This is a genomic window from Mucilaginibacter sp. OK268 (assembly GCF_900103125.1).
Lineage (GTDB): Bacteria > Bacteroidota > Bacteroidia > Sphingobacteriales > Sphingobacteriaceae > Mucilaginibacter.
The window spans coordinates 297,268-324,096 of record NZ_FNJV01000008.1 but is presented as its reverse complement, the minus strand read 5'-3'; the positions used below and the strand labels follow the sequence as shown (position 1 = coordinate 324,096).

The 26,829-nt window shown below is 41.7% G+C and carries 22 protein-coding genes and 1 pseudogene; 13 read left to right on the top strand and 10 right to left on the bottom strand.

The window, feature by feature from the left end; all coding sequences use genetic code 11:
* Window positions 1-2 precede the first annotated feature (2 nt).
* The gene (locus tag BLR84_RS23150; RefSeq protein ID WP_090472629.1) at window positions 3-818 is read left to right on the top strand and encodes a DUF3108 domain-containing protein; all 816 of its coding nucleotides are present in this window, start codon (window positions 3-5) and stop codon (window positions 816-818) included.
* A 22-nt stretch (window positions 819-840) separates the two neighbouring features.
* On the opposite strand, the gene BLR84_RS23145 is transcribed toward BLR84_RS23150, so the two are convergent.
* A complete protein-coding gene (locus tag BLR84_RS23145) occupies window positions 841-1,206 on the bottom strand; it encodes a hypothetical protein (RefSeq protein ID WP_143013976.1) in 366 nt (121 codons plus the stop codon).
* 157 nt (window positions 1,207-1,363) lie between these two features.
* On the bottom strand, window positions 1,364-2,122 hold the full coding sequence (locus BLR84_RS23140; protein ID WP_090472627.1) for an MBL fold metallo-hydrolase: 759 nt from the start codon (window positions 2,120-2,122) through the stop codon (window positions 1,364-1,366).
* A gap of 96 nt (window positions 2,123-2,218) precedes the next feature.
* On the opposite strand from BLR84_RS23140, the gene BLR84_RS23135 reads away from it, so the two are divergent.
* Window positions 2,219-2,587, top strand: coding sequence for a winged helix-turn-helix transcriptional regulator (locus BLR84_RS23135; RefSeq protein ID WP_090472626.1), 369 nt, complete (start codon window positions 2,219-2,221; stop codon window positions 2,585-2,587).
* Window positions 2,588-2,738: 151 nt separating this feature from the next.
* Here the strand turns inward: BLR84_RS23135 and BLR84_RS23130 are convergent, their stop codons facing one another.
* The 3 genes from BLR84_RS23130 to BLR84_RS23120 are packed head-to-tail and all read right to left on the bottom strand — an operon-like array spanning window position 2,739 to window position 4,646.
* Complete coding sequence (locus tag BLR84_RS23130) at window positions 2,739-3,731, bottom strand: aldo/keto reductase (protein ID WP_090472625.1); 993 nt, start codon at window positions 3,729-3,731, stop codon at window positions 2,739-2,741.
* Window positions 3,732-3,748: 17 nt separating this feature from the next.
* Complete coding sequence (locus BLR84_RS23125) at window positions 3,749-4,036, bottom strand: putative quinol monooxygenase (protein WP_176852136.1); 288 nt, start codon at window positions 4,034-4,036, stop codon at window positions 3,749-3,751.
* Entirely contained in the window at window positions 4,008-4,646 is a 639-nt protein-coding gene (locus BLR84_RS23120; protein ID WP_090472623.1) for an NAD(P)H-dependent oxidoreductase, read from the bottom strand. Before BLR84_RS23120 ends, BLR84_RS23125 begins: the two co-directional genes overlap by 29 nt.
* A 101-nt stretch (window positions 4,647-4,747) precedes the next feature.
* Here BLR84_RS23120 and BLR84_RS23115 point away from each other — a divergent pair, with 101 nt between their 5' ends.
* Window positions 4,748-5,644 carry a LysR family transcriptional regulator gene (locus BLR84_RS23115; RefSeq protein ID WP_090472622.1) on the top strand — a complete coding sequence of 299 codons (897 nt, stop codon included), beginning with the start codon at window positions 4,748-4,750 and terminating at the stop codon, window positions 5,642-5,644.
* Between the two features lie 255 nt (window positions 5,645-5,899).
* On the opposite strand, the gene BLR84_RS23110 is transcribed toward BLR84_RS23115, so the two are convergent.
* Window positions 5,900-7,384, bottom strand: a complete 1,485-nt coding sequence (locus BLR84_RS23110) for an aldehyde dehydrogenase (NADP(+)) (protein WP_090472621.1) — start codon at window positions 7,382-7,384, stop codon at window positions 5,900-5,902.
* A gap of 165 nt (window positions 7,385-7,549) precedes the next feature.
* Window positions 7,550-8,416, bottom strand: a complete 867-nt coding sequence (locus BLR84_RS23105) for a glycosyltransferase family 2 protein (RefSeq protein WP_090472620.1) — start codon at window positions 8,414-8,416, stop codon at window positions 7,550-7,552.
* Between the two features lie 62 nt (window positions 8,417-8,478).
* Between BLR84_RS23105 and BLR84_RS23100 the strand changes: the two genes are divergently transcribed.
* Together BLR84_RS23100 and BLR84_RS23095 are read left to right on the top strand one after the other, a co-directional pair.
* Window positions 8,479-9,291 (top strand): glycosyltransferase family protein, encoded by an 813-nt coding sequence (locus BLR84_RS23100; RefSeq protein WP_090472619.1) that lies wholly within the window; start codon window positions 8,479-8,481, stop codon window positions 9,289-9,291.
* Window positions 9,292-9,782: 491 nt separating this feature from the next.
* Complete coding sequence (locus BLR84_RS23095; RefSeq protein ID WP_090472618.1) at window positions 9,783-10,112, top strand: hypothetical protein; 330 nt, start codon at window positions 9,783-9,785, stop codon at window positions 10,110-10,112.
* Window positions 10,113-10,239: 127 nt separating this feature from the next.
* Here the strand turns inward: BLR84_RS23095 and BLR84_RS23090 are convergent, their stop codons facing one another.
* Window positions 10,240-10,968: a GntR family transcriptional regulator gene (locus tag BLR84_RS23090; RefSeq protein WP_090472617.1), complete on the bottom strand. Its 729-nt coding sequence runs from the start codon at window positions 10,966-10,968 to the stop codon at window positions 10,240-10,242.
* 356 nt (window positions 10,969-11,324) lie between these two features.
* Between BLR84_RS23090 and BLR84_RS23085 the strand changes: the two genes are divergently transcribed.
* From BLR84_RS23085 to BLR84_RS23070, 4 genes and pseudogenes are all read left to right on the top strand, one after another.
* A complete protein-coding gene (locus BLR84_RS23085) occupies window positions 11,325-13,061 on the top strand; it encodes a class I mannose-6-phosphate isomerase (protein ID WP_255367025.1) in 1,737 nt (578 codons plus the stop codon).
* An 11-nt stretch (window positions 13,062-13,072) separates the two neighbouring features.
* Entirely contained in the window at window positions 13,073-14,479 is a 1,407-nt protein-coding gene (locus tag BLR84_RS23080) for a sugar porter family MFS transporter (RefSeq protein ID WP_090472615.1), read from the top strand.
* A gap of 171 nt (window positions 14,480-14,650) precedes the next feature.
* Window positions 14,651-15,565, top strand: coding sequence for an NAD(P)/FAD-dependent oxidoreductase (locus tag BLR84_RS23075; RefSeq protein ID WP_090472614.1), 915 nt, complete (start codon window positions 14,651-14,653; stop codon window positions 15,563-15,565).
* Window positions 15,566-15,581: 16 nt separating this feature from the next.
* Window positions 15,582-17,749 (top strand): annotated as a pseudogene (locus BLR84_RS23070) (S46 family peptidase).
* Window positions 17,750-17,806: 57 nt separating this feature from the next.
* On the opposite strand, the gene lgt reads toward BLR84_RS23070, so the two are convergent.
* Both lgt and BLR84_RS23060 read right to left on the bottom strand, forming a co-directional pair.
* On the bottom strand, window positions 17,807-18,670 hold the full coding sequence (gene lgt, locus BLR84_RS23065; protein WP_090472613.1) for a prolipoprotein diacylglyceryl transferase: 864 nt from the start codon (window positions 18,668-18,670) through the stop codon (window positions 17,807-17,809).
* Window positions 18,649-19,626 (bottom strand): CobW family GTP-binding protein, encoded by a 978-nt coding sequence (locus tag BLR84_RS23060; protein ID WP_090472612.1) that lies wholly within the window; start codon window positions 19,624-19,626, stop codon window positions 18,649-18,651. Before BLR84_RS23060 ends, lgt begins: the two co-directional genes overlap by 22 nt.
* A gap of 285 nt (window positions 19,627-19,911) precedes the next feature.
* Between BLR84_RS23060 and BLR84_RS23055 the strand changes: the two genes are divergently transcribed.
* The 4 genes from BLR84_RS23055 (at window position 19,912) to BLR84_RS23040 (ending at window position 26,788) form a co-directional block, all read left to right on the top strand.
* Window positions 19,912-20,496 (top strand): RNA polymerase sigma factor, encoded by a 585-nt coding sequence (locus tag BLR84_RS23055; RefSeq protein ID WP_090472611.1) that lies wholly within the window; start codon window positions 19,912-19,914, stop codon window positions 20,494-20,496.
* Window positions 20,497-20,581: 85 nt separating this feature from the next.
* Window positions 20,582-21,604, top strand: a complete 1,023-nt coding sequence (locus tag BLR84_RS23050; RefSeq protein ID WP_090472610.1) for a FecR family protein — start codon at window positions 20,582-20,584, stop codon at window positions 21,602-21,604.
* A gap of 252 nt (window positions 21,605-21,856) precedes the next feature.
* The gene (locus BLR84_RS23045; RefSeq protein ID WP_218128456.1) at window positions 21,857-25,267 is read left to right on the top strand and encodes a TonB-dependent receptor; all 3,411 of its coding nucleotides are present in this window, start codon (window positions 21,857-21,859) and stop codon (window positions 25,265-25,267) included.
* Between the two features lie 21 nt (window positions 25,268-25,288).
* The gene (locus BLR84_RS23040) at window positions 25,289-26,788 is read left to right on the top strand and encodes a RagB/SusD family nutrient uptake outer membrane protein (protein WP_090472609.1); all 1,500 of its coding nucleotides are present in this window, start codon (window positions 25,289-25,291) and stop codon (window positions 26,786-26,788) included.
* The last annotated feature ends 41 nt before the right edge of the window (window positions 26,789-26,829 follow it).

The following is a 26,829-nucleotide window of genomic DNA, read 5'->3' as shown; positions in this document are numbered from 1 at the left end:
TCATGAGAACCGACTGCTCCATCTTTAAATTTATTATTACCACTTTGGCCTTGCTATGGGCGCTAATGGGTAATTTAAAACCGGTATGGGCACAGGCCGATACCATACGACTGACTGATAAACGACTGATGACACAGGTACTGAAACCGGGCAACCGCCAATACCTGGTGTATTTTCAAATGCTGAAAAACAAAAAGAACTTACGTTTCTGGTACTGGATACGTAATACTTCCATCGAAAACCGTAATGGCGAAGAGGTATTTACCGTAAACCAACATTGGTTTGGCAGCGATACGTTGGCCTACCGGTCGGTGTATTCGGTTAACAGAACGGCTGATTTTGCACCGCTTTACCATGCAGAAACCATTAACAATAAAACAAAGGCCTATAACTGGGGCGTGGATAAAATTACCGGGGCCGACAGTGTAAAGGATAATACAGCTAAAAACTTTTCCCTTGCGTTTACACAACCCAATTTTAACTGGAACCTGGATATCGAAACTTTTGAGATGCTGCCACTGGCAGCTGGTAAAACCTTTGCCATTAACTTTTATGATGCCGGTTTACAGCCCCCTGCATACATGTTGTATAAAGTAATCGGTAGCGACTTGCTCAGCACTTTAAACAATGATAGGGTTGATTGCTGGAAACTGTTTACCGAAGGCGATTCCCAGGGCAAGCATTACACGCAGACTTTTTGGATAAGCAAAAAAGGCCATGAGTTTTTAAAGGAGGAGGATACTTTTGATGGCGGCTATCGCTATAAAATTAAACTCCCCCTGATGACACCTGATCTGATGAAAAGGTTTAAGCAATAAAAAAACATTTGTGTACAGGGAATTAGTCGGAGGGCAAAAAGTCGAGCGCTTTTTTTATAGTCAGTAAACTTGTTCCAAAGGCCAGTTCGGCTGGCTGCTGCTGACTGTTAAGCAAGTACGAAATAAATATCACCACACAAAAGGCACTCAGTATGCTCAGTAAAAAGAATTTAATGGCCCTGATATCAGTGTAAGTTAATTCGCGGGTGGTTTGATCATGATGCAGATGAGCAATACAGCTTTTTAGTAATACCAGTGAAAAAAGTAAAACCAGTGTCAGTATTTTAGGCAGTTCCTGCCAGATCAATAAACTGTAAATGACGATCAGTGTTCCTATCAATAAAAAGATCATCAGTAAAGCAATAATTGTTTCGCGGACTCTTTCCATGTTGTTGTTTGAGGCTGTGACACCAACATGAGCTTTTACCCCTACACCAAATGCAGAAAATTTTACTTAATGATCTTTAAATGGTAACCCAGGCGTAAGGCAAATTGTATGTAATTGGCCAGGAGGCAAAAAATAAATATCAAATGACGGTGAGGGGTTATATAAACCACTCGCCATCATCAGGTACATGACATCGCTGTATAAGGTTATGCGCTGCTAAATTCGCTTTGATATCGGCACGGTTTTCCGTGTAGTGATTAGCGGTTTCCAGATGCACTACATAAACGCAGGCTTTGGGCGCGTAATTACAAACGGTTATGATATCGTTTATATCCATTACAATAGGATCGCCGGTTATAAAGCGGGCGGCGCCACCATTGAGTACGATATGAACGGGTTGATATTTATCTAACGCATCCTGTACTTCTGGACACCAAATGGTATCGCCGGCAATATAGATGCTGTCGCCGGCATAGTTGATCACATAGCCCGAAACAGTACCCATGCGTTCCCCTATTTCGCCTGTTCCGTGCTGCCCACCGGTGCGACTGATGCGGATATCCTCCCAAACCAATTCGTCATTAACGGGGATAACATTGGTAAAGCCTGCTTCCCGGATCGTTTCGGTATTGGCAGGTTGACAAAACAGGGTAATATCTTTGGGCAATAGTTCCCGGGCGGTAATATCCCAATGGTCGATGTGTATATGGGTAAGCAGTACGGCATCTACACGGTCAATCAATAACTTCAGCTCGTTTTCGTCAACAGGGAGATCGACCAATGGATTTCTTAAAGTATTACCGGTATTTGGAAAAGGATCATAGCTGCCTTTGGGGGCCAGCATCGGATCAATGAGGATGGTTTTGCCATTGGCAGATAATATCTGGGTTGCGTGGCGCAATAATTGCAAGTTCATGGTAAAGCATTTAAATTTGACGCTTCAAAGATCGGGCTATCATTTAGCAAGCCCAAGAAGGTTACCTTTTAGTAACCAGTTCACTATTTGGTTACCATGAGTTACAATCAGTTCAGACATTGCGGTCTTAATGTTACCTTAAACATACTTTCGGGTAAATGGAAACCCATCATCCTGTATCATTTGTTTCACAATGCCGAAATGCGTTTTACCGAACTCTGGCGCATCATTCCTAAGGTGGCCAAAAAGGTATTGCTTGATCATTTAAAACAAATGGAAGCCGACGGCCTCATCATCCGAGAAGAAAAACATGGGTTCCCGCCAGAAGTGAGTTACCGCATATCTGAAAAAGGAAAGGCCCTGGGGCCCGCACTGTCCGCTCTGGAAACCTGGGCCAATGAACATGCTGTTGAAGAGGTGGCAGAGTTTAAGAAAACCGCCGTGGGGAAATATAGGCCGCGGTAGAGCCTCTTGTTTGGGCTCTCTGTTCTTTACACGTCATTGCGAGGAACGAAGCAATCTCTACACAAGCAGGTCGATCAGAAAAGTCGGCTCTGTATAGCATAGAGATTGCTTCGTTCCTCGCAATGACGCGTGTGATAGAAGGGCGCTTTCCTTACCCAAAAATTCCCTCAAATGTCTTATTAACAAAAGCCAGATCCTCTGTCAAAAGCGTAAAGTTAACCGCTTTAGCGTTATCAATGGCCTGGGCGGCGTTGCGGGCGCCTGCCAGTACCACGGTGATACCTGGCTGCAGGGTTGTCCAACGTAATACCAGTTGTGACAGGCTCGCGCCTTTTTCCTTCGCCAGCGGGCGGATAGCCTCTAAAAACAGGTTTACTTTCCCTATCGAAAACTGGTTGAAATAGCCGTTGCGATGATCATCATCACTCAGTTTAAAATCGGGTTTGTATTTGCCGGTCAGCAGGCCACGCTCCAGCGGACTGTAAGCGATAATGCCGATATGGTTCTCCATAGCATAAGGCACCACATCCTGTTCAATAGCGCGGTTAAGCATGCTGTAAGGCACCTGATTTGATGCCAGTTGAATGCTTTGCTGCGCGGTTTCCATTTGCTGAAGACTGTAGTTGCTCACACCTGCCGCCCTTATCTTGCCTTGTTTAATGAGCAGTTCGAGCGTCTCCATGGTTTCTGCTATGGGGGTGGCGGCATCTGGCCAGTGAATTTGCAACAGGTCGATATAGTCGGTGCCCAGGCGTTTCAGGCTGGCTTCCACCTCGCGGATGATGCTGTCTTTAGCAGCATATTTATAAACCGGTAACTTATTCCCATTATCATCGGCGGCGTCAAAAAAGAACTCGCCTTTTCCGTTGTTGCTTTGATCCCATACCAGGCCAAATTTGGTAAGCAATTGTATTTTACTGCGATCGTAACCGGCCACGGCTTTGCCTATCAGCTCTTCGCTTAAACCAAAGCCATAAAACGGCGCGGTGTCAATAGTGGTAACGCCATGATCGATAGATGCCTGTACGGCTTTGATCGATTCCTGTTCTTCGTTACCGCCCCACATATTACCGCCAATGGCAAATGCGCCGTAAGTAATGGCTGATAATTGCAGCTCTGTATTTCCTAATTTTCTGTATTCCATTTGTTGTGTTGCCGGGCTTATTTTACCGGCTGGGTTTTGTAAATCAAAATATCGCCATCGCGCAGATGGGCGGTGTTGCTAATAAAGCGCTGGATGTGCAGTTGGTTGTTATGTAATTCCAGTCCGGCGGCATCGCTCCATTCTTCGTGAAAGATGAACGTATTCTCATCTTCGGCCTGGTGCAGATCATACTGCAGACAAGCGGTTTCCTTGGTGGAATGGCTTACCAATTCCAGTAAATGTGCTTTTAAAGTTTCGGCCTCGCCGGGTATGCTTTTAACTATTGCAGTTAAGTAAATGCTCATGTTCTTGTATTTTTTGGGTAGTGATGAAATTTTCGGTAAGATGATCAATATAGATGGCCAGGTCGCGCTGTACGTCGGCATTTTTCTCTACATCGTGAAAATGCAGACTTTTTAAAGGCGTCATCCCGGTAAAGGCGTTCATGCGGTGAAAACCGAACAGTACGCCGTCGTCTACACTGGTTTCGTTAAAGAATTCATTAGGCAGGGTAAAAGCTTCGCGCGGGGCGTTCCATGATGAAGTGATCATGTACTCCCTGCCATGCAGCATGCCGCCTGTGCCATAATTAATAGCCGGGTTTTCTGAACTGCGGCCATCACTATGGTAAATACCTTTGGCATGACCTTCGGTAAACACCAGGTCGATATATTGTTTTAGCGCATGCGGCACCTGGAACCACCAGATAGGGGTGTGATAGATCACCACATCGGCCCAAACATATTTTTCAACTTCTTCGGCCGGATCATAATCATCGTTAACATCGGTATATTTTACCTCATAACCAGGTTGATTGCTGAAAAATTCGACGCTGGCATCGCTGATGGTTTTGTTGAATTGACCTCCGGAATGACCAAATTTTTGTCCTCCGTTTATTACAAATATTTTTTTCATATTGTTGTATTTAATTTTGATGGCACAAAATTATGTCGGATTTATCTACTATTAAAATAATTTAAATCATACATTTGTATCATAATTATAATAGTAGGATCATGGTAAATTTAGAGTGGTACAGGACTTTTAAAGCGATATACGAAACCGGAACCCTTACCGGCGCGGCCGAAGCGCTGTATGTATCGCAGCCTGGCGTGAGTTTGCACCTGGGTTCGTTAGAGGCTTATGTAGGTTATAAACTGTTCGACCGTACCTCGCGAAAAATGGTTTCGACCGAGCGGGGCAAGATCCTGTATAACTATATCCAGGAAGCACTGCAAAAGCTGGAATTGGCCGAAAAGCATTTCCACCGCAGTACCGAAAAGGATACGCCCACCATTAGCATAGGCATGTGTTTTGAAACGTTCCAGATCACGCTGGAGCCTTACCTGGCTACGCTGCCCTTTAACGTGATCATTAAGTTTGGCGAATACCCGCAGATGCTGGCCGACCTGGACAATGGTATCCTCGACCTCATCATTACCCCGGAAAAAGGCAGTAATAAAAGCATCGAATACATCCCTTTTTCCAAAGAGACCATTGTACTGGTTGCCGGGAAAAATATTGACTGTGCCGAATTTGATAAACTGTTGGCACAGGACGATATGGCTGGTTTAGAACAATGGCTTAGCGCGCAGCGCTGGTATGGTACTACGGGCGATATGGAGCATTGGCTGCGTTTTTGGTACAACAACTTTAACAGGCGGCCTAACTTTAAGCCCAATTTTATTGTGCCGAATTTAAATTCGATAGTACGGTGCCTGAGCAGTGGTACAGGCCTGGCGGTGATCCCTGATTTTTTATGCAAGCGGGAGATAGAAAACGGTGATGTAAAACTAATATGGGAAGGCCGGAAAAAGGTAGAGAATACTCTGTATTTTTCCATGCGCAAGAAAACCATCTACGCCAAAGAGATAGAAAGCATCAAGGAAATTTTTATAAAGGAAATGGCGTAAATAATTCCACTATGTCATTGCGAGGAGATTGCCACGCTATCGCTCGCAATGACATAGTTTTAAAAAGAAGAGTATCACCACAGTCGGCCGACTCCAATCCACAAATGTTGTAAACCCACATCTCCATGGTTTACATGTAAGCCCAGTTTTTCTTGCATAAATGAATCTATGTAGTTGGTTATCAATTGTATAGATGCGTGTTAGCCATGAAAAGTGTAAACCATGTAAACCCACTTTTTCGCCCCCTCAGGGGGGTTACTTTTTCCACTCATTATCAACCATCCGCCAAATGCCGAGTGAGTTGGCATTCTGCAGGGCCGGCGGCAACTGACTATCGGGCCAGTTTTGATAACATACCGGGCGAACCCAGCGTTTTACCGCATTAATACCCACAGCTGTAAAGCGGCTATCGGTAGTGGCTGGCGAAGGACCGCCATGTACCATGCTGGCACAAACCTCCACCCCGGTAGGTACACCGTTAAACAATATCCTGCCGGCGATAGATGGCAGCAGATCTATCAGCTCTGGATGGTCGATCAGGTCTTTTTCTGTACCCATTATGGTGGTGCTGAGCTGGCCAGATACTGATTTTAAAACCGCTATCAGTTCTTGCTCATCGCGGCAGCTTACCATGAGCGAGTAAGGGCCAAAAACTTCCTCGTGCAGTAGTGGGTTCTGCAAAAATGTTTCGCCGCTTACCTGGGCGATGATGGGCAATGCTTCTATATCGTGTGCTGTAGCTTGGGCTTGTTCAACCAGGGCTACGCCATCCTGTTTAAGTGCGGCGTTACTTTTTTTCTGATAAGCTGAATGGATACCGGCGTGCAGCATTTTGGCGGGCTGTACTGCCTTAATGCCGGTGCTTAAATGTTCCAGGAAATCATGCAGGGCCGGACTTTCTACCGCGAGCATTAAGCCTGGATTAGTGCAGAATTGCCCCATACCTAAGGTAATAGAACCTGTGTATTGTGCGGCCAATTCGGCGGTGTTTTTTTGCAGGGTATCCGGTAAAAATATCACCGGGTTGATGCTGCCCATTTCAGAAAATACCGGTATCGGGTTTGCTCTTTGCGCCGAATAATCAAACAGTGCTTTACCGCCCGCGGTTGAGCCGGTAAAGCCTACCGCCGCGGTATGCTCAGCTTGTACCAACGCTTTGCCGCTTTCAAACGAAGTGCCGTGTACATGCTGAAAAACATCAACAGGCATATTGCAGATGGCTATGGCTTTTTTTATAGCCTCATACACCATTTCCGAAGTTTCGGCATGGGCCGGATGGGCTTTTACAACTACCGGGCAGCCCGCGGCCAGTGCACTGGCGGTATCGCCGCCGGCAGTAGAGTAAGCGAAGGGAAAATTACTCGCCCCGAAAACTACTACCGGGCCCAGGGGGATCAGCATTTTACGCAGATCGGGTTTGGGCATGGGTGTGCGTTCGGGTTGTGCGGTATCAATAGTGGCTTCTACCCAACTACCTTCGCGCAGCATGGTAGCAAACATGCGCAGCTGTCCGGTAGTGCGGGCACGTTCGCCGGTTAGGCGGCCAATGGGCAGGTTAGTTTCTTCGGATGCTTTTTGCAGCAGGGCATCGCCCAACGCTTCTATCTCCTGGGCTATGGTATCCAGGAAGGTACTTTTTTCTTCGATGCTCTTTTTTCGATAGATCCCGAACGCGGCGTATGAGCGCTGCATTACCTGGTTTATTTCGTCGACACTGGTTTCTTTAAATGGGTTAGCCATGACAGATGTTTATAATAGATGATCATACAAGCAGCCTTAGCCGCGAATATTTTTAACAAAGATATTTAAACAAGGTTCAATAAAATTGACCGAAACTATCCTTTAATGTTATGATTTTGGCTTTTTGAGGAAAGGAAGGGCTGGGATCTAAAAAGGACCTGAATTTTACTTGCTGCTAAGTATGCTCCAACGGAGCATTTGGAGGCCTTTTTTTATTCTGTATTTAAAAGTAAATGCGTTTTTTTGAAACAGGTAAAACAGCAGGTTTTGCCAGGCAAATAATAGGTCTGTTTTGTTCATCGCCAAATATAAACAGCAGTACACAGAATCGTCCAGGCACTTTTGAAATACCCCGGTTTGTTTTACTGCATTGTTTTTTGACAAGAACCTGTAGTGATAGCTATAAAACCTGTAATCATAGTTATGAGAACTAAAACCACTTTCGCCATAGATGCAGGTATCGATATTTGCATATTGTGTTTTGTATAATTTGCTGACAAATACTTTTAAGGTGAAATGATAATCGGCTGCTATTTTAAAGGAGTTATTGTAGGTACCTAACTCGTCAAAAAGATCTCTTTTATAAAACGCGCTTTGGTGATGCAGGCCTTCTGTTAAAACTTTGTCCACTGTATCGTAAGCATATTTTGTGTTTGATAACTGACCAATAACATTACCATATATCAGGTGGCATGGCTTGTTACTTAACTCTAGGTGTATAGTCGATAATACCCTTGTATCATACAATATATCATCACCACCCATAAAATATAACCAACCACCTTCAGCTAGTTTTATCCCTTTGTTCATGGCGTCATAAATGCCTTTATCTGGCTCGGTTAAATATTTAAGCGGTAAATCTTTGACATGGCTATTGATGATGGACATAGTATTGTCTGTGGACAAACCATCGATTATAATTACCTCGTAGTTAGTAAATGTTTGACTCAGAATGCTGCCTAAAGCATTTGATAGTGTGGCTGCACTATTAAAAACCGGTATTATAATGGAAAAGAAAGGCTTATCTGACATAGATTTAATAGCGAACTAATGTATAAAATTATTTACTTTAGTTCGCTATCACTGGTTCAACTATGATTAATAAACTACCTGTTTCCGCCATTATTGTAGGGTACAATGAAGCCCGGTTATTGGAGCAGGCCTTAAAACCATTGTCGTTCTGTGATGAGATCTTATACTTTGACCTGGGCTCTGCGGATGATTCTAAAGAAATAGCCTTGCGATTCGGCGCGAAAGTAATTGATCATGCCCGGGTTGACAGTTGCGAGTGGATACATGCCAAATATTCCAAATCAACAAAACATGAATGGGTGTTGATCACTGATCCGGATGAGGTACTGAGCGAAGAGTTGGTCGCCGAAATTCATCATATTTTTAATGGCGGAGTACCACTTGAAAATATTGGAGCGATTAGCTCACCCTGGATCTTTTATTTTAAAGGGAAAAGGCTTTACGGTACTAACTGGGGCGGCATAAACCGGAGAATATTATTGGTAAATCATAATCGCTTTGAATTCCGGGAGCTTATTCACCTGGGTCGAAAAATAAAAGAGGGATATACCACCTACGATATTGTTTTTAAGGGCAAAAATTTTATTCATCATTACTGGATGATAGGTTTCAGGAAACTTTTTGAGAAACATTCCAGGTATCTGCGTAACGAAGGGGAAGCCCGCTTTAAAAACGGAATCCGGAGCACGCCTCGTGAAATAGCATTGCAGCCTTTCCGATCATTCCGTAACAGTTTTATCGCTGCAAGGGGCTACAAAGACGGTTTTTCGGGTTTCTTTCTTTCCTGTTTCTGGGCATGGTATGAAACAAGCGCAAAAATCCGGAATTATGCTTATCAAAACAAGCGAACAAATAACCGAAGATCTTCGGTATAGTTTCTTTGCTCAGCTGAATCCCAACAAACCAAAAGATACTGATTCGTTAATAACGTAAGAAGTAATTTTTTAAAAATATACTAATTATGACGGAATACGTGTTAATTTTACACCTGTAAAACCATTTAGTTGGTGCCGCCGCAGTTATATTAATTAGGTCGGTTAAAGATTTCCACTATAAGCGGTTATAGTTTTTGGAAAACAAGTGTGTTCCGGGGTAAAACCCGGAGCGCATTTTGTTTTTAGGGCACCAGCTAAATTAAAACCGCTGATGCCATAAAATATGCTTATCTTTAAGCAATTCCTTTCATACCACTAAATAAATTCTTAGGCATTGCCATTTTCTGACACGGTGATAATTAAGTTTTAGCTAATAAAACAATACCAGCATCACCGCCAAAATGAGCAAAGCATTTGTTTACCTTGTTTAAAAACAATGTTATTGTATCATGAATTGTCGTTGCTGTTGTAAACATTAAAGCAAAGAAATAATGATAGTTGACAAGCAAGCAATAGAAAAGCAAACCCGTATGTACATGTTCGATTTGTTGAATACAGCCAAAGAACATGGTTTTAAAGGAGAAGATAACTGGGAATTAAGTATGGCGACCGATACCGAACGAATAAAAATTCAAAAGGATTACTATCCAACCATCGCAGCCAGAATATTCCCGGAAATATTATTACAGGTTTTTCATACAATTAAATCAAGGCTTGATCAGCCAAGCCACCAGGAAGACCGCAAAGAAGGAACGCGTAATGGTTTGAATGAGGAACTAACCTATTTAGTAGCGTTTAATCCTAAGAGGCCACGTACTTAGTATAAAGTAATAGTGTAACCAGCTATTCGCCAGATGCAGCAGGTTATAAAAAATAAAGGAAGGAATGATGTGAAAATTTAATTTGATGAGTCAGGCATCAAATTAAATATAATGATAGGTTGGGTATTTACCGGGTACTCTCTACAGTATACACAAAGCTATCTGCTTTATAATATCCTAAATTGTATTCAATTGGCCGTTCACCCTGGTCAAAAACAAATCTTTTTCTGAATAGTACCGGACTGCCAACGGCTATCCGCAATTTCTCGGCAATAGAGGTATTGGCTGATTTTGCACTGATCTCTTCTTTTGATAAGGTGGCGATAACGGAATGATCCTGCTCCAACATTTCGTATAATGGTCTCTTAAAATCTTCATCGCCTGTAAGGCCAACACGGGGATGAAAATAGGAAGCAAAATAAACAAATGGCTCATCGGTACGGCCTCTTACCCGTTCCATTTTTAATATTTTGCGGTCGGTTTTTATTTCAAAGAATTTTGCAAGAGCCTCATCCGGGAATACCCAGGTAACGTGCAGTTCAAAGTTCTTGATCGGGATACCTCTTAACGCCATTTCCTGCGAAAAGCTTAACCAGTTGTTTGACTTTGAGCTAACTGCAGCCTGGGCAACTTTGGTACCGAACCTTTTTTTGCGCACCAGTAATCCTTCAAAAACCAGTTTGTTAATTGCTTGTCTTAAAGTTGTACGTGATATGGCTAGTTTTTTGGCAAGGTCGACCTCATTGGGCAAAAGTTTACCTTCCTGGTACTCTTCTTCTGCTATCAACGTTCTTAAAAGGGCTTCGGCCTGTACGTGTAAAGGAATAGGACTTTTATGATCTATAGCGTATTTCATTTATTAGTGTAAATTACAATAATAACCATTTTATTCAACAAGTTTATTTGTTGCTACATAAAGACGTGCTGAAACAGTTTTTAGTATTTGGCAACCATATATTTTAAGTACAAAAATAAATTAATTAGAAATTACTTGTACGATGAATTTATTTATATGTTTGTACATAATAAATAATAAGTCGACGGATTATGGATGTTTACTTATAGGAAAAAATCCTCCAAGGATTTTTACAGGCATAAATTAATATGTATGTACATTATTACAAATAAATGAATACTAATCCAAGCCCTTCAAATACCCCAGCCTTACACAAAATCACCTACGAGCAGATTCGAAGAACTTCGCAATTTTTAATGCCTGTAAGATTAAATAACAACAATATTACACAGGATGAATATAATGTTTACCCAGTTCGTTCACTGGGAGGAGGGAAAATTTTTAACGGCTATCATTCATTGGCACAATACATCATCAGAAAAAAAAGAGTGATCATTGATGGTTATGCAGGAGTTTTATGGGATATAATAAAGACATCGTTAAACGAATATTTTATAGCGGATGGATTAACGGTTAATTGGATAGAAACTACAGCATATTTAAAACCTGCACAAGTAGTTGAGACATTGATCGAACCATTCTTAGGGGCTCCGGATGCTGTTTGGGGAACTAAATGTACCTTGTCTCTTCACGATTTGTATGAGCTGGATAAGTTAACAGAGCAATTACCAAATGAAGCCGCAGATCTTAACATAGTGATGGGGCCTGGAGCGGCGTTGAGTGGTTGGGATGCCCCGGTAATTTATATCGATCTGCCAAAAAATGAATTGCAGTTTCGAATGAGAGCAGGAGTTATAACCAACCTGGGTGCCAATGGGGCTAATGAACCATTTTACATGTACAAACGTTTTTACTTTGTCGACTGGGTTTTACTCAATAATTATAAAAAACAAATACTTGATAAAATAGCCGTTATAGCTGATGGGCAGTGGGCAAATGATATTAACTGGATGTACAAAGCCGATCTTACAGATGGTCTGAACCAGCTTAGCCAGTCGGTGATCAGGGTTAGGCCCTGGTTTGAACCGGGAGCATGGGGTGGTCATTGGATACGTGAGCATATCAAAAATATCAATAAGGATGTGGTTAACTATGCCTGGTCTTTTGAGCTGATTGTGCCGGAAAATGGATTGGTGTTTGAAAGCGACGGTTACTTGCTCGAGGTATCTTTTGATTTCCTGATGTTTAATAACCAACAAGAGGTGCTGGGTGTTCACGCACAAAAATTTGGCGACGAGTTTCCCATTCGTTTTGATTTTCTGGATACTTATGACGGTGGTAACTTGTCTATCCAGTGCCATCCTTCACTAAAATATATACAGGATAATTTTGGTGAGACCATAACCCAGGACGAAACCTATTATATACTGGATTGTAAGGACGAGGCTGAGGTTTACCTTGGTTTTCAAGACAACATTCAACCCGAAAAGTTCAGATCGGTATTAGAAACCAGTCAGCGTGAAAATAAGGAAGTAGAAATCACGAATTATGTTCAGGCGCATGCGGCTAAAAAACACGACCTGTTCCTGATCCCAAACGGTACCGTGCATAGCGCAGGGGCCAATAACCTGGTGCTTGAGATCAGCGCCACACCTTATATTTTCACCTTTAAGATGTACGATTGGCTAAGGCTTGACCTTGATGGTAACCCCCGCCCCATTAACATTGATCACGCCTTTAATAACCTTAATTTTGATCGTAAAGGTGAAAAAGTCCAGGCGGAGCTTATTTCTAAACAAGAGGTTATCCAGCAGGGAGAAGACTGGCAACTGGTGCATGTACCCACACACCAGGAGCATTTTTATGATGTTCACCGGATGGAATTTGACAAAGAGATCACTGTTGAAATCCATAACCAATGCCACGTAATGATGTTGGTTGAAGGATCGGCCATTGCTATAAAAACAGCCAATGGAACCGAACAAACTTTTGCCTACGCCGAAACTTTTGTGGTACCGGCAGCGGCACAATCCTATACATTAACTAACCTGGGTAAAAGCCGGGCAAAAGTGATCAAAGCCTTTTTAAAATAAGCATTAGCCACATGACAGTAAAACAAAATAGCACTTACTTGTATCTCGTATGTCTTGTGGCCGCTCTCGGCGGATTTTTATTTGGTTTTGACACCGCTGTAATTTCAGGGACGGTAAGCCTGGTTAAACACGATTTTAATTTAAATGCTGTTAGCGAAGGCTGGTTTGTAAGTTGTGCATTATTAGGTTGTATCATAGGTGTTAGCCTTTCTGGCAAATTGAGCGATAAATATGGCCGTAAGATTGTGCTGATCATTTCGGCAGTGCTTTTTCTGGCATCGGCTTTGGGCTGCATGTTCTCAAATTCATTTACTACTTTAATTATATTCAGGTTAATAGGCGGTTTGGGTATTGGCGTAGCTTCTATGGTATCGCCCCTATATATTTCTGAATTCTCACCATCGCGCTTCCGTGGAATGATGGTATCATTATATCAACTCGCCTTAACCATTGGTATTGTGCTGGCTTATTTTTCAAACGCTTATTTGGCAAGCCATACATCAGGTGTATTTAATAATGCTGATATAAACAAAATATTTTCGACCGAGGTTTGGCGTGGTATGCTGGGTTTGGGGGCATTACCCGCTGGTATATTTTTGATCTGCCTGTTTTTAGTCCCTGAATCACCACGGTGGTTATTGTTAAAAAGCCAGGAGCAAAAAGCAAAAGCTATCCTGATTAAAATTGATGGTGCGGAAGCTGCACAGAAAGAAATAGATGCCTTTAAAACACTAGATAGCGATAATAATGAAGGTTCTATTAAAGAACTATTCACCCCGGTTTATCGTAAGGCTTTATGGATAGGCTTATTGTTGCCCTTCCTGTCACAAGTGTGTGGTATTAATGCGGTTATTTATTATGGCCCCAGAATTTTGGAGCAGGCTGGTTTCACGCTTAACAATGCGCTTGGCGGGCAGGTAACCATAGGACTGGTTAACGTGGTATTTACTTTTGTAGCCATTTTTACCATAGATATATGGGGGCGCAGACCTTTACTGTTTGTTGGTATTGGGGGCGCGGTTATTTCATTGCTCATTATCGGGGCCTTGTTCGCACTCGGAATAACTACCGGGCCATGGATATTGATCTTTATAATAACATTTATATCCTGTTTCGCATTCTCTTTCGGGCCGGTTTGCTGGGTGGTTGTAGGTGAAATATTTCCTAATGCTATCAGGGGAAAGGCTATGGCTTTGGCTACACTATCATTGTGGGTAGGTAACTTTTTAGTAGGGCAACTAACACCCATTATGCTGGAAGGCCTGGGATCCTCATGGACGTTTTGGCTATTCGCACTCTGCTGCTCACCTGCGTTGTGGCTTACTTTTAAGCTCATTCCTGAAACCAAGGGCCGTTCATTAGAAAATATCGAAGCTTACTGGAAGCAGGCCTATATTCAGGATACTCAAGAAAAATAAGCCAGGTAACATTGGTACTCATTCCCTGATATGTAAGAAAAATGTAGGTTAGAAATCTGGCAGATTATTCGCCTGTGATTCATTGTTTTATCATAATTATTCATCAAATGCAATAAAGTTGCATTTGTATTTATTCTTTATTACTTTCAACCGAAATAATAAAATGAAGTGATGAATAGTTTCGAAACAGATTTTGAAGTGATAATTATTGGTGGCAGTTACGCGGGACTGTCTGCGGCCACTTCTTTAGGGCGGGCGTTGCGCAAGGTTTTGGTGATTGATTCTGGTAAGCCTTGTAACCGGCAAACCCCGCATTCGCATAACTTCTTGACCCGTGATGGCGAAACACCGGCAGCTATTACTCAAATAGCTCTTGAACAACTCTCGATGTATAACACAGTCAAGCTAATTGCAGATACCGTTACAAATGCTATAGCAAAAGAAGATGGTTTTCGCATACAAACGCTATCCGGCAAAAAGTATATTGCAAAGAAAGTGCTTTTTGCTACCGGCATAAAAGATATTTTGCCAGATATACCTGGCTTTGCTGAATGTTGGGGCATTTCTGTAATACATTGTCCTTATTGTCATGGCTATGAAGTTCGGCAGCAACCTACCGGTATTTTAGGAAATGGAGACGGAGGTTATGAGTATGCTAAGCTTATCAACAACTGGACAAAAGATCTTACACTGTTTACCAATGGAGCATCAACATTAAGTGTAGAACAGATGAAAACATTGCAGTCGCGCAATATTAATATTGAGGAAAGCAAGGTGAGGGAAATAGTACATGAAAATGGTTATATCAAAGGCATATCACTGGAAAATGACAGGATTTATCTGATAAATGCTTTATATAATCGCCCGGCCTTTATACAGCACTGCGACCTGCCCGGGAAGCTCGGATGCGACCTTACGGATGCGGGTTATATTAATGTAGATGGTTTTGGTCGCACCAATATACCCGGAGTTTATGCCGCTGGCGATAGCACTACCCCTATGCGCGCGGTATCCATGTCGGTTGCATTGGGGACAGCAGCAAGCGCATTTATTAATAAGGATTTGATAGACAATAACTACATTTAAATATTAAACCAATAGTATGAGTAAACTTAAATTAATGATTGTGACATTGTTGCTTCCAATTGTTTTTATGGAGGCAGCTAAAGCTGATGAGGGGATGTGGATTCCTATGCTGATAGGTAAAAATTATGATCAGATGAAGAAGCAGGGTTTTAAACTAACCCCAGAAGATCTGTACAACATTAATAAAGCCAGTATAAAGGATGCCATCGTTTCATTAGGTGGGGGTTTCTGTACAGGTGAAGTAGTATCCAACAAAGGACTGGTTTTTACTAATCACCACTGCGGTTACGAGGCTATATCAGCCAATTCAACATCACAGAATGATATTCTGGACAATGGCTTTTATGCTAAAAGCTATGCCGAAGAGAAGCCTATACCTGGATTATTTGTACAGTTTTTGGTGCGAATGGAAGATGTAACCCCGCAGGTAACTGCCGCTTTGCAAGGTGCTACAGAATCCAACCGTGGAGAAAAACTGGAAGAGGTTAAAAATCAGCTTATAGTTGATGCCACCAGGAACAGTGGTTATGAGGGGGCTATCAAAGATTTTTTCGACGGCAACCAATATTTTTTGTACCTGTATGAAACCTATAGCGATGTTCGTCTGGTTGGTGCCCCACCTCATCAATAGGTAAATTCGGAGGTGATACCGATAACTGGGAATGGCCAAGGCATACAGGTGATTTTTCTATTTTCAGGATCTACAGCGGTAAAGATGGTAAACCGGCCGCTTACTCAACTGATAACGTGCCGTTGGTACCTAAGAAGTTTTTGCCGGTATCTATCAAGGGCGTTAAAAATGGAGATTTTGCCATGGTATATGGATACCCAGGCCATACAGACAGGTTCCTGACATCAAATGGTGTTAGATTAGCTACTGAAGAAACTAATCCGGTAATTGTAAAATTGCGTGATATCCGCCTCAAGGCTTGGAAAGAGGAGATGAATAAGAGTGTGGATATCCGCCTTAAGTTATCATCAAAATATGCCGAGATAGCCAATTATTGGAAATACTTTATTGGTCAAACCGAACAGTTAAAGCAGCTGAATATTTATGACCAAAAATTGAAAGAAGAGGCCGAGTTCACACAATGGGCCGCTGATAAGCCGACCTACTCAGGTTTAATGGATAACTATAAGAAAATGTATGCTACCTATGAACCTTATGCCATTCATCGCACATTTGTAGAAGAGGGTTTGTTGGCCCCCGGGTTTGTATATAATACGCTGGTTACTTATAATATTTTAAGGGGGCTTCAGGCTCGTAAGGATGATGCTAAGGCTGTTGAAGATCTAAAAAAAGACCTCAAGGAAGTAAATGATGGTTATGTAAGTAACTATAATGAAACGGCCGATAAAAAAATCTTCGCGCAGATCATGGCTACTTATTATGCCGGCGTTCCGAAAGATCAGCACCCGCAATTTATTGAAGACATTGTTAAGAAATACAAGGGAGCTACTGTTGAAGATTCATTTACAAAATTCGCTGATGAGCTTTGGAGTAAGAGCATCGTGATTAACCCTGATAAATTTAAGGCCTTCATGCAAAACCCATCTATCGAAACATTGGGTAACGACCCAGCATACCAATACGCCAGACAGGTGAGCCCCAGGGCTTATGCCCGTAATGCTTTTGGTTCAAAGGTTAGCAATTTTGAAGAGCAAAAAGAAAAGCTGGATAAGCTGTACCTGCAAGCTTTACTTGAGAAAAACCAGGGCAGATTGATGTATCCCGATGCTAACTCAACCATGCGTATTAGTTATGGTAACGTGCAGGATTATGCCTCCAAAGATGGTAAGCAGTATAATATTACCACCAATTTGGATGGGGTGATGAAAAAGTATAAACCCGGCGATAGCGAATTTGATCTCCCGTCCTCATTGATCGATGCATACAAGAAAAAAGATTTCGGTCAGTATGCCGTTGATGGGACTGTGCCTGTATGTTTTATCACCAACGATGATATTACAGGCGGGAACTCTGGCTCACCGGTTATAAACGGCAATGGTGAATTGATCGGTTTGGCGTTTGATGGTAATTGGGAAGCCATGAGCGGAGATATCGCTTTCGACAAAAAGTACAAAAGAACTATTTGTGTAGATATTCGCTATGTGTTATGGTGTATGGATAAATTGGGTCATGCCGATAACCTGATCAGCGAGCTGGATATACATAAAAATTAAGCAATCGCTTGTTCAAAACAAAACGGGTAGCATGAATATTCAAGCTACCTGTTTTGTTTATATCGTTTCCACCTTATCACGTATTACGGTACCTTTTCTGCTTTTAAGGATCATTAGAATAATGCCCGCCACAATAAAAGGGATACTTAATAATTGTCCCATATTTAATGACATATGGGCTTCAAAGGCCACTTGATCTTCCTTTATACCTTCTAATAGGAATCTGGCCGTAAATACCAAAGTCAGAAATAAACCCAACAGAAAACCATTTTTTGATGGCCTGTATCTGGTTACTAAGTTCAAAATGATAAAGATACCAAGATATGCCATAGCTTCATAAAGTTGCGCGGGATGTCGGGGAACACTATCATCCCTGACAAAAATAAATGCCCAACTCATTTGCGTTGGACGGCCGATAATTTCGGAGTTCATGAGATTGCCCAGCCTGATACAACATCCTGCCAGCGGAACTACTAAAGCCAGTTGATCCATTACCCACAGCAGGTTTATATCCTTATGGTACTTGCGGTGGTAAAGCCAAAGTGCTATAAATATACCAATGCCACCACCGTGACTGGCCAGTCCCTGATAACCGGTGACCTTAAAATGGGGTGTAAACTGAAAAGGTAAAATTATTTCTATGATATGCGAATGATAATATTCCCAGTCGTAAAACAGGCAATGGCCCAGCCGGGCGCCAATCAAGCTGCCGGCTACTGTATAAAGAGTAAGGCGTTCAAGCAGGTAGGGGTTAATACAAGCAGTTTTAAAACGCTGTTTAATGATCAGGTAGCCCAGTACAAAGCCGCCTAAAAACAAAACGGAATACCAGTGCAGGGCATAAAAGCCAAGGTCAAAAATGTTGGGATTGGGGTTCCAGGTAATGTACACGGGTATATTTAAATGTGTCGGTATAAGCATTGTCGTAACATTTTTTCAAAGCCGGCAGGCTCCAGGTTTTTACCGATAAATACAATCCGGCTGTTTCTTTCAACTTCATTTGCCCAGGTATCGCCGGCGGCAACAGCCAGGTCGTTCATGACTGATTGTATGATGATTTTTTGTAGTTGATCGTGAATATTAAAAATGCCTTTTACCCGGTAAACATCTTTAGCCTGAAAATTCAGGAAAACGGTTAAGCGGTGTGATAGCAATTGCAGGTCAAATGGTTCATTGAAATTAAAACTTAATGAAACCAGATCCTCATGTTGGTGGCGCTGCAGTGCAAAGGTCCGGTTGCCTACTTTAGGCAATTTAACTTCAATTACAGCCTCGCGTGTTGCCTGATAAATTTCGTCAAAAGGATAACATTCACGATGACCAGATAATACAATAGCCAGTGGATTAATACCTCTCAAAATATTTTCAATATGGGGCAGTTGTTCAGCGGTCACCATGTCTGTTTTAGTGATGAGTAAAATATCACTAAAGCTGATCTGATTGCGTGCTTCGTCGGTTTCGCGTAGTTGTTGTTCAATGTTACGGGCATCTACCAGGCATATTACCCGTTTGAGTTTGTAATAATAAGGCACATTAGCATTAGTGAGAAAGGGCGCTGCTACCGATGCTGGGTTAGCTATGCCAGTGGTTTCTATCACCAGTTCATCAAATTCTTCGCGACCTTCCCATAAAACTTCCAGCAGCGAGTAAAAGTCTTCATTCAAAGTGCAGCACAAGCAGCCATTGCTGAGTTCAAACAGCTTATCATCGGCACAAATAACCAATTGCCCATCTATCCCTTCCTGGCCAAACTCATTTTCAATCACGGCTAGTTTCTCAGTGTTTTTGTAGGCTATCAACCCGTTCAGGAAAGTGGTTTTACCGGCGCCGAGAAAGCCGGTGATTATGGTAACGGGCTTTGCTGCTGTCACGCTCATTCTTCAGTCTGTTTAAATTGAAGCAAATATAATTAATAAATGCAATTTTGTTGCTTTTGATTATTCTTAACCAGGTAAATAATAATGTAGTTGTAAGTCCGTTTTTATACAGCAAAGTGTTTTAATAACACTTTGTAAACTTTTAATAGCTAAAATGTTACGGGGAAAAATAAAAAATCAACGAAACTATTACAATCCAGACTTGATAGGTTGTTGATTTTTTTTCAGTTTTGTCGATTGGTTAATATTTTAATTACGTCTTATTAACCTGCTGTTACCTAGGTTATGATTGATTTCACAGAAGAGCTGTCCGAAGAGGAACTGATACGATTGTTGAAGCAAGACAGGCTTGGTGCATTCCATGAGATATACTCCCGGTACTGGAAAAAACTATTTGACGAGGCATATAAGAGGCTAAAGAACAGAGAGCTGGCAGAGGAGGTTGTACAGGAACTTTTTACTAACCTTTGGACAAAAAGGCAAGTACTTCAAATCAATACTACTATAGGTGCATATCTGTATTCGGCCATAGCTAACCAGGTTATTGATATTTATCGCAAGGAATTGGTGCGTTCAAGGTATAAAGAAGCTTTTAAAGTTGTACATACCGAGGTTGATAACTCAACCGTAGATTCCATCATGTTAAAAGATCTGGTTTATACCATTGATGAAGAAATAAGCCATCTGCCAGATAAATGCCGCTCCGTATTTGAGCTGAGCCGTAAAGAACATAAAAGCAATAAAGAAATAGCCAGATACCTGGGCATATCCGAGAAAACGGTAGAACAGCATCTTACCAAAGCTATAAAACAAATAAGGCTTACCCTTACCCACTACCTTACTCTTATGCTGTTTTTGCTGCTAAAATAATTTTTTTAAAAAAAGTTTCAAACCGACTAAGGGATGTGTCTTTCTCAAACGTCAATCATAGTATAAACCGAATTTTTTTCTTTTCATGAAAGAACATCTATCTATTGAATTACTGGAACGGTATATTAATGGCGAATGCACGGATGATGAGGCTGCCCAGGTAAAACAATGGTACCTGTCATTTGAACATGATGCTAATTATACTTCGGCCCTGAATGCCGCTCAGCAAAAAGAGTTGGAAGAAAAGATATATAACAGTATACTGAACAATATAGATGCTGTAAATGATCAGGATGCGCTTGTAATAAATAAGAGAAGTAATACCTGGTTATGGGTAGGTGCAGTGGCTGCCATGTTATTGATAGCTATAATGATAGGTTTATACCGTCAAACAAATACGGGTAACCAAGATATGCTGGCCAGTAACCAGCAGGAAATGGTTGCTATCACTAATAACTCCCACCGTATTTATAAATCAAAACTTCCCGATGGTAGTACGGTTTGGTTAAACCCCAACGCACAATTAAAATATCCAAAGGAATTTGCAGCATCGTCACGTATGGTTTTTATGTCGGGCGAATGCTTTTTTGAGGTCACTAAGAATCCAGAACGTCCTTTTATAATCAGTAGTCATTCTATTATCACCAAAGTTTGGGGGACAAGTTTCCGCGTGCGTGACAATGAGCAAAGCAGCGAAGCTGATGTGGCTGTAGTTACCGGTAAAGTATCCGTGAGTATTAAAACCAAACAGAATATAAACAACACCCGGTTAAATATAGAAAATGGGGATGTGATGCTTTATCCTCATCAAAAAGCGATATACTCTGCATATGATCATACGCTAAAGCCAGTTACCAAATCTGATGAAAGTGCGCTTAAAATATGGAACCACGAGGATTTGTTATTTGATAATAAACTGATGAAAGATATTGTACCTGTACTAAACGCGAGGTATAAAACACACATTGTTGTAGCCAACGAAAAATTGAACCACTATATGCTTAACGCCGATTTTACGGGCTTTAACCTGCCCGACGTTCTGGAGGCTCTTAATAAGTCGTTAAGTATTGATTACGAAATAAAAAATAACACCATCGAACTTAAATAAACCAACTATTAACCAAACCCATGATTGAATGAAAGAGAGAACAAAAGCCTAAAAATCAGTTATAAGCCAGTAAGAAAACTGGTATAAATAAAAAAACTTAGAAGTGTTACGACCACTCCTAAGTTCAGATTAGCCCAAATCAATTGACACCATTTTTAATGGTGGCGGGGCGTTAATTGTCTCATTTTTAAAAAGAAACATAACAAATATATGAAATTTCGTTTACGAACACCCATTCCCTGGTATCAAATCATGAGGATAACATTTATTCAAATTCTGATATCAACCATGTTAACCGGTATGGCATACTCAAACCCCTTGAGTGCCCAGGGTATACTTGATAAAAAGGTAAGTATATCATTAAATAATACCACCCTGGTTGATGTATTAACTCATTTGCAAAAGAATGATGATATTAAGTTTATATACAGCAGCACAGCTATCAACGGCACTCAGAAGGTTTCTGTTAACATGGAAAACGAGTCGCTTAAAAATGTGCTTGACGAAGTATTAAAAAGTAAAGGCATAAGCTATGAAGTACTGCATGGCAGGATCATCCTGGGTAAAGCCGGCGCCGTTGATGAAACAGCCCCATCTCCTGTAACTACTCCGGCAAATACAGAAACGGATGTTGCTACAACGCCAATAACCGGTAAAATTGTTGACCAAAGTGGTGAGCCCATTATTGGAGCCAGCATTCTTGAAAAAGGCACTACAAATGGTGTGTCAACAGATCTGAACGGTAATTTTAAACTGAATGTAGCCGGTCCGTCATCGGTATTGGTAGTAGCCTATATTGGTTATAATAACCAGGAGATAACTGTTGGTAACCAAACCACCATTACCATAACCCTGGTTGAAAACGTTAAAAACCTGAACGAGGTTGTTGTGGTAGGTTACGGTACACAAAAGAAAGCTACCGTTACAGGTGCTATCAGCAGTGTTAAAGCTGCCGATATACAAGATCAGCAGGTAACTCGTATTGATGATGCTTTAAGAGGTCGCGTTAGTGGGGTAAGCGTTGTACAAAGCTCCGGACAGCCTGGCGCTGCTCCGCAAATACGTATAAGGGGTGTTACATCAAGAATAAATAGCGAGCCGTTATATGTTGTTGACGGAGTTGTTGTTGATGACATATCGTTATTGAACCCTAATGATGTTGAATCAACGGAGGTTTTGAAAGATGCGTCTGCAGCTATCTACGGTTCACGTTCATCAAATGGTGTTATCCTCATCACTACCAAAAAAGGTAAAAAAGGGGATGCTGTAATTAGCTATAACGGCTATGTTGGTTTTCAGGGGCCGGTAAGTAAGGTTAAACTGGCCAATGCGTCACAGTATGCCACTTTAAGAAATGAAGCACAGGTTAATGATGGCAAAGCTCCTATATTCACCAATCCAGGATCATTAGGTGCGGGTACCAACTGGCAAAATGAGATCTTCAGTAACAATGCTTTGATTCAGAATCATAACCTGAATATCAGCGGTGCTACTGATAAAGTTACTTACTATACTTCTTTTGGTTACCTTGATCAAAAAGGTATAGTAATGCCTGATATTTCTGATTACAAGAAATTCAACTTTACAACCAATACTACTTATAAAGTAAAAAAATGGTTCACTATTGGTGAAAACTTTACATACTCTTACAATCGCAATAAAAGTGTAGGTAATACTAATAGTGTATTTGGCGGTCCGCTTAGCTCTGCTTTAAACCTCGATCCACTTACCCCGGTAACAGTAAGTGATATTGGTGCCCAACCAAACGCATCTGTTTATACAGATCAGGCTAATTACATAGTAAGAAATGCACAGGGATTGCCATATGGTATATCCAACTATGTATCGCAGGAGATCACCAACCCTTTTGCATATGCTCAAACCCGTGTAGGTAATTACAGTTACGCTACCAATCTTTTGGGTAATGCTTTTGCCGAGATTGAACCTATTGAGGGTTTAAAGATCCGTACGCAGATAGGTGCTAAACAATCATACTATGGGCAAGATGGTTTTACACCGCTTTATTATCTAAACTCAAGTACAAGCAACCTTTCGAACACTTCACAGTATCAGGAAAACGACAGAAACCTGTCATGGAACTGGGATAATACAGCTACTTATACCCGTTCATTCGGTAAGCACAATTTATCTGCTTTAGTGGGTACCAGTGCGCAGAAAATCACGTCATCAGGCCTGGGTGGTACTTTCATTGGTGAGCCGGTAAATTCATTTGCCGACGCTTCAACCGGGTTCGCTTTACCAGCAGCTAACAGGATAGCTACGGGTATTATTGCTCAACCACATACACTGGCTTCGTTTTTTGGTAGGGTTACTTATGATTATGATCAAAAATACCTGTTCACGGGTATCATCCGCCGCGATGGTTCATCAAGGTTTGGTAGCAACAATGTTTACGGTACCTTCCCATCAGCCGAAGCTGGTTACGTGATCAGCCGCGAAGATTGGTTCCCGAAAAATACCTTTGTTGATTTTATTAAACTGCGTGGTTCATACGGTATTGTAGGTAATGAGATGGCCGTTGGCGATTTTGCTTATGCTGCAACTATTGGTAGTGGTCGTAATTATGTATTTGGTAACGATAACCTGATTGTAGGTTACAGTCCTAATGCACCGGCTAACCCGGATTTGAAATGGGAAGAAACCCGTACAGCCGACCTCGGTTTCGATGCTACCTTGTTCAATAACTTAAGCGTAACCTTTGATGTTTACAGGAAGCTGACCAAGGGTATGCTGCAAAATGTGCAGTTACCAACTTATGCCGGTTTTAGTGGTCAGCCATTTGCCAACGTTGGTGATATGGAAAACAAGGGTGTGGAGTTAAGCCTGGGATATACCGGTAAAGTAGGTGATTTTAAATATAACGTAGGTGGTAACATATCTTATAACCACAACGAAGTAACCAGCCTGGGCAATCAAATCAACTACTTTACTGTAGGTAGTGTACAAAGCTCAACTTATGAAATTGGCCGTACCGCTGTTGGGCAGCCGGTGGGGGCATTTTATGGCTTCCAGGAGTTAGGTGTATTCCACTCACAGGCAGAAATTAACGCTTATACCAAAAATGGTCAGTTAATACAGCCTAATGCTAAACCAGGTGATTTTAAATGGGCTGATGTAGATGGTGATGGTAAAATAACTTCGTCAGATCGTAAATTCCTGGGTAACCCGCTGCCTACCTTTACTTATGGTGTAAACTTTAACGCCAGCTACAAAAACTTTGACATTAAAATATTTGGTCAGGGTGTTTGGGGTAATAAAATTTACCAGGCTTACCGCCGTTTAGATATTGCTTCGGCAAACTACCCTATAGCGGCTGTAAATGCATGGACGCCAGAAAATGCAAGTAGCAACTACCCTCGTTTAACTGATGCTGATCCAAACCAGAATTTTAAAAACCCATCAAACTTTTATCTGCAAAATGGCGCTTACTTCCGTATCAAAACCTTGCAGTTAGGTTATAACCTGCCACAAAGCTGGTTAAAATCTGCAGATGTTAAAAAGGTTAGGGTATTTTTAAGCAGCAACAACCTGGTAACCATCACCGGTTACAAAGGCTATGACCCTGAAATAAGTGGTGGTATTGATATGGGTATTTACCCTCAGGCCCGCACATTTATGGCTGGTTTAGACATTACTTTATAATAACAAATAACAAGATTGATCATGAAATCAAAATATATTATATATACGGGAGCAATTTTGCTGGGTGTAGGTGCTTTCGCTTCCTGTAAAAAATCATTCCTGGAATTAACGCCACAAGGACAGTTCCTTCAGTCAAACTATTACGCTAACCCTGCGGAGGCGCTTACCGCTGTAGTGGCTGCTTATGACCCTTTGGTTACCGAAACAGGCGGTATTGATAATACCTACTCATCACCACTGGGAGCATTGAACGCTGCATCGGATGATTGTTACGCAGGTGGTGGTAGCTCATCAGACGTACCCGCCTGGCAGGCTATTAATAACTATACCCTGTCGCCAACTGTTGGCCCTCAAAACCAATTCTGGGCTATCAATTTTCAGGGTGTAAACCGCGCCGACGTGCTATTGGAGCAATTACCTAAAGTGCCGGGTTTAGGTGCCGACCTATTAAAAAGATATACAGCCGAAGGCCAGTTCCTGCGCGCGCACTATTACTTTGACCTGGTAAGGTTATTTAAAAACGTACCGTTAATACTAACTACTTTAAATATCAACAACGTGTATCAACAACCTCAGGCACCTGCCGATGCTGTATATGCGCAGATAGAAAAGGATCTGTTGGCAGCTATTGATGGTTTACCAGTAACTATTATCGCTTCAGAGAATGGTCGTGTATCTCAAGGTGCTGCAAAGGCCCTTTTAGGTAAAGTTTACCTGTACGAAAAAAAATGGTCAGATGCCGCACGTTTATTAAACGATGTAAATACCAATTACAGCTATAAACTGCTGCCTAACTATGGTGATATATTCAGTACCAAAAACAAGTTCAACAGTGAATCTATCTTTGAATTGGTACACTCTGGTACACAAAGCTATACCTGGAGCAACTGGGATCAGTTTAAATCAAACGTGTATGTACAAATGATTGGCCCAAGAAGTTATACCGGTCCAATTTACTACAGCGGTGGCTATGGCTTTAGCCCGGTTACTACCCAGTTAGCTGATGCCATGAAAGGCGATCCGCGTTATGGTTACACCATTGTAAATATCGATAGCTTAACCAAAGCTACTAAAACAAGCTATGCGCCAAGCTATCAGAATACTGGTTACTTTATACAGAAATACGCGCCTATAAACGCCAATAAAGTAACAACTGGTATTACCGAACTGAACTGGCCTAATGACTACATCGAGATCCGTTTGGCTGATACTTACCTGATGGAAGCTGAAGCCGATTTGAACGGTGGTGGCAGCACTGCGCGTGCCCAAACTTTACTTGATGCTGTGCGTAGTCGTGTGGGTTTACCATCTGTAGCGGCAACTCTGCAAAATGTGTATACCGAAAGACGTTTAGAGCTGGCTACCGAAGGTCATCGCTGGTTTGACCTGGTACGCTGGGGACAAGCACCTACTGCTTTATCGTTTAAAGGCTTTAAAGCAGGTGTGAATGAAATTTTACCTATCCCATTGAACGAGACAACCAATGGCAGCCAGGTAAAACAAAACCCAGGCTATAATTAATATAACCGCTTATATAGAAGGGCTGCCGCGTGATGTGGCGG

What these genes read in the sequence shown, in the direction of transcription:
- BLR84_RS23150 (WP_090472629.1), top strand. Translation starts at nt 3, where the DNA reads ATGAGAACCGACTGCTCCATCTTTAAATTTATTATTACCACTTTGGCC.
- BLR84_RS23145 (WP_143013976.1), bottom strand. Translation starts at nt 1,206, where the DNA reads ATGGAAAGAGTCCGCGAAACAATTATTGCTTTACTGATGATCTTTTTA.
- BLR84_RS23140 (WP_090472627.1), bottom strand. Translation starts at nt 2,122, where the DNA reads ATGAACTTGCAATTATTGCGCCACGCAACCCAGATATTATCTGCCAAT.
- BLR84_RS23135 (WP_090472626.1), top strand. Translation starts at nt 2,219, where the DNA reads ATGAGTTACAATCAGTTCAGACATTGCGGTCTTAATGTTACCTTAAAC.
- BLR84_RS23130 (WP_090472625.1), bottom strand. Translation starts at nt 3,731, where the DNA reads ATGGAATACAGAAAATTAGGAAATACAGAGCTGCAATTATCAGCCATT.
- BLR84_RS23125 (WP_176852136.1), bottom strand. Translation starts at nt 4,036, where the DNA reads ATGAGCATTTACTTAACTGCAATAGTTAAAAGCATACCCGGCGAGGCC.
- BLR84_RS23120 (WP_090472623.1), bottom strand. Translation starts at nt 4,646, where the DNA reads ATGAAAAAAATATTTGTAATAAACGGAGGACAAAAATTTGGTCATTCC.
- BLR84_RS23115 (WP_090472622.1), top strand. Translation starts at nt 4,748, where the DNA reads ATGGTAAATTTAGAGTGGTACAGGACTTTTAAAGCGATATACGAAACC.
- BLR84_RS23110 (WP_090472621.1), bottom strand. Translation starts at nt 7,384, where the DNA reads ATGGCTAACCCATTTAAAGAAACCAGTGTCGACGAAATAAACCAGGTA.
- BLR84_RS23105 (WP_090472620.1), bottom strand. Translation starts at nt 8,416, where the DNA reads ATGTCAGATAAGCCTTTCTTTTCCATTATAATACCGGTTTTTAATAGT.
- BLR84_RS23100 (WP_090472619.1), top strand. Translation starts at nt 8,479, where the DNA reads ATGATTAATAAACTACCTGTTTCCGCCATTATTGTAGGGTACAATGAA.
- BLR84_RS23095 (WP_090472618.1), top strand. Translation starts at nt 9,783, where the DNA reads ATGATAGTTGACAAGCAAGCAATAGAAAAGCAAACCCGTATGTACATG.
- BLR84_RS23090 (WP_090472617.1), bottom strand. Translation starts at nt 10,968, where the DNA reads ATGAAATACGCTATAGATCATAAAAGTCCTATTCCTTTACACGTACAG.
- BLR84_RS23085 (WP_255367025.1), top strand. Translation starts at nt 11,325, where the DNA reads ATGCCTGTAAGATTAAATAACAACAATATTACACAGGATGAATATAAT.
- BLR84_RS23080 (WP_090472615.1), top strand. Translation starts at nt 13,073, where the DNA reads ATGACAGTAAAACAAAATAGCACTTACTTGTATCTCGTATGTCTTGTG.
- BLR84_RS23075 (WP_090472614.1), top strand. Translation starts at nt 14,651, where the DNA reads ATGAATAGTTTCGAAACAGATTTTGAAGTGATAATTATTGGTGGCAGT.
- lgt (WP_090472613.1), bottom strand. Translation starts at nt 18,670, where the DNA reads ATGCTTATACCGACACATTTAAATATACCCGTGTACATTACCTGGAAC.
- BLR84_RS23060 (WP_090472612.1), bottom strand. Translation starts at nt 19,626, where the DNA reads ATGAGCGTGACAGCAGCAAAGCCCGTTACCATAATCACCGGCTTTCTC.
- BLR84_RS23055 (WP_090472611.1), top strand. Translation starts at nt 19,912, where the DNA reads ATGATTGATTTCACAGAAGAGCTGTCCGAAGAGGAACTGATACGATTG.
- BLR84_RS23050 (WP_090472610.1), top strand. Translation starts at nt 20,582, where the DNA reads ATGAAAGAACATCTATCTATTGAATTACTGGAACGGTATATTAATGGC.
- BLR84_RS23045 (WP_218128456.1), top strand. Translation starts at nt 21,857, where the DNA reads ATGAGGATAACATTTATTCAAATTCTGATATCAACCATGTTAACCGGT.
- BLR84_RS23040 (WP_090472609.1), top strand. Translation starts at nt 25,289, where the DNA reads ATGAAATCAAAATATATTATATATACGGGAGCAATTTTGCTGGGTGTA.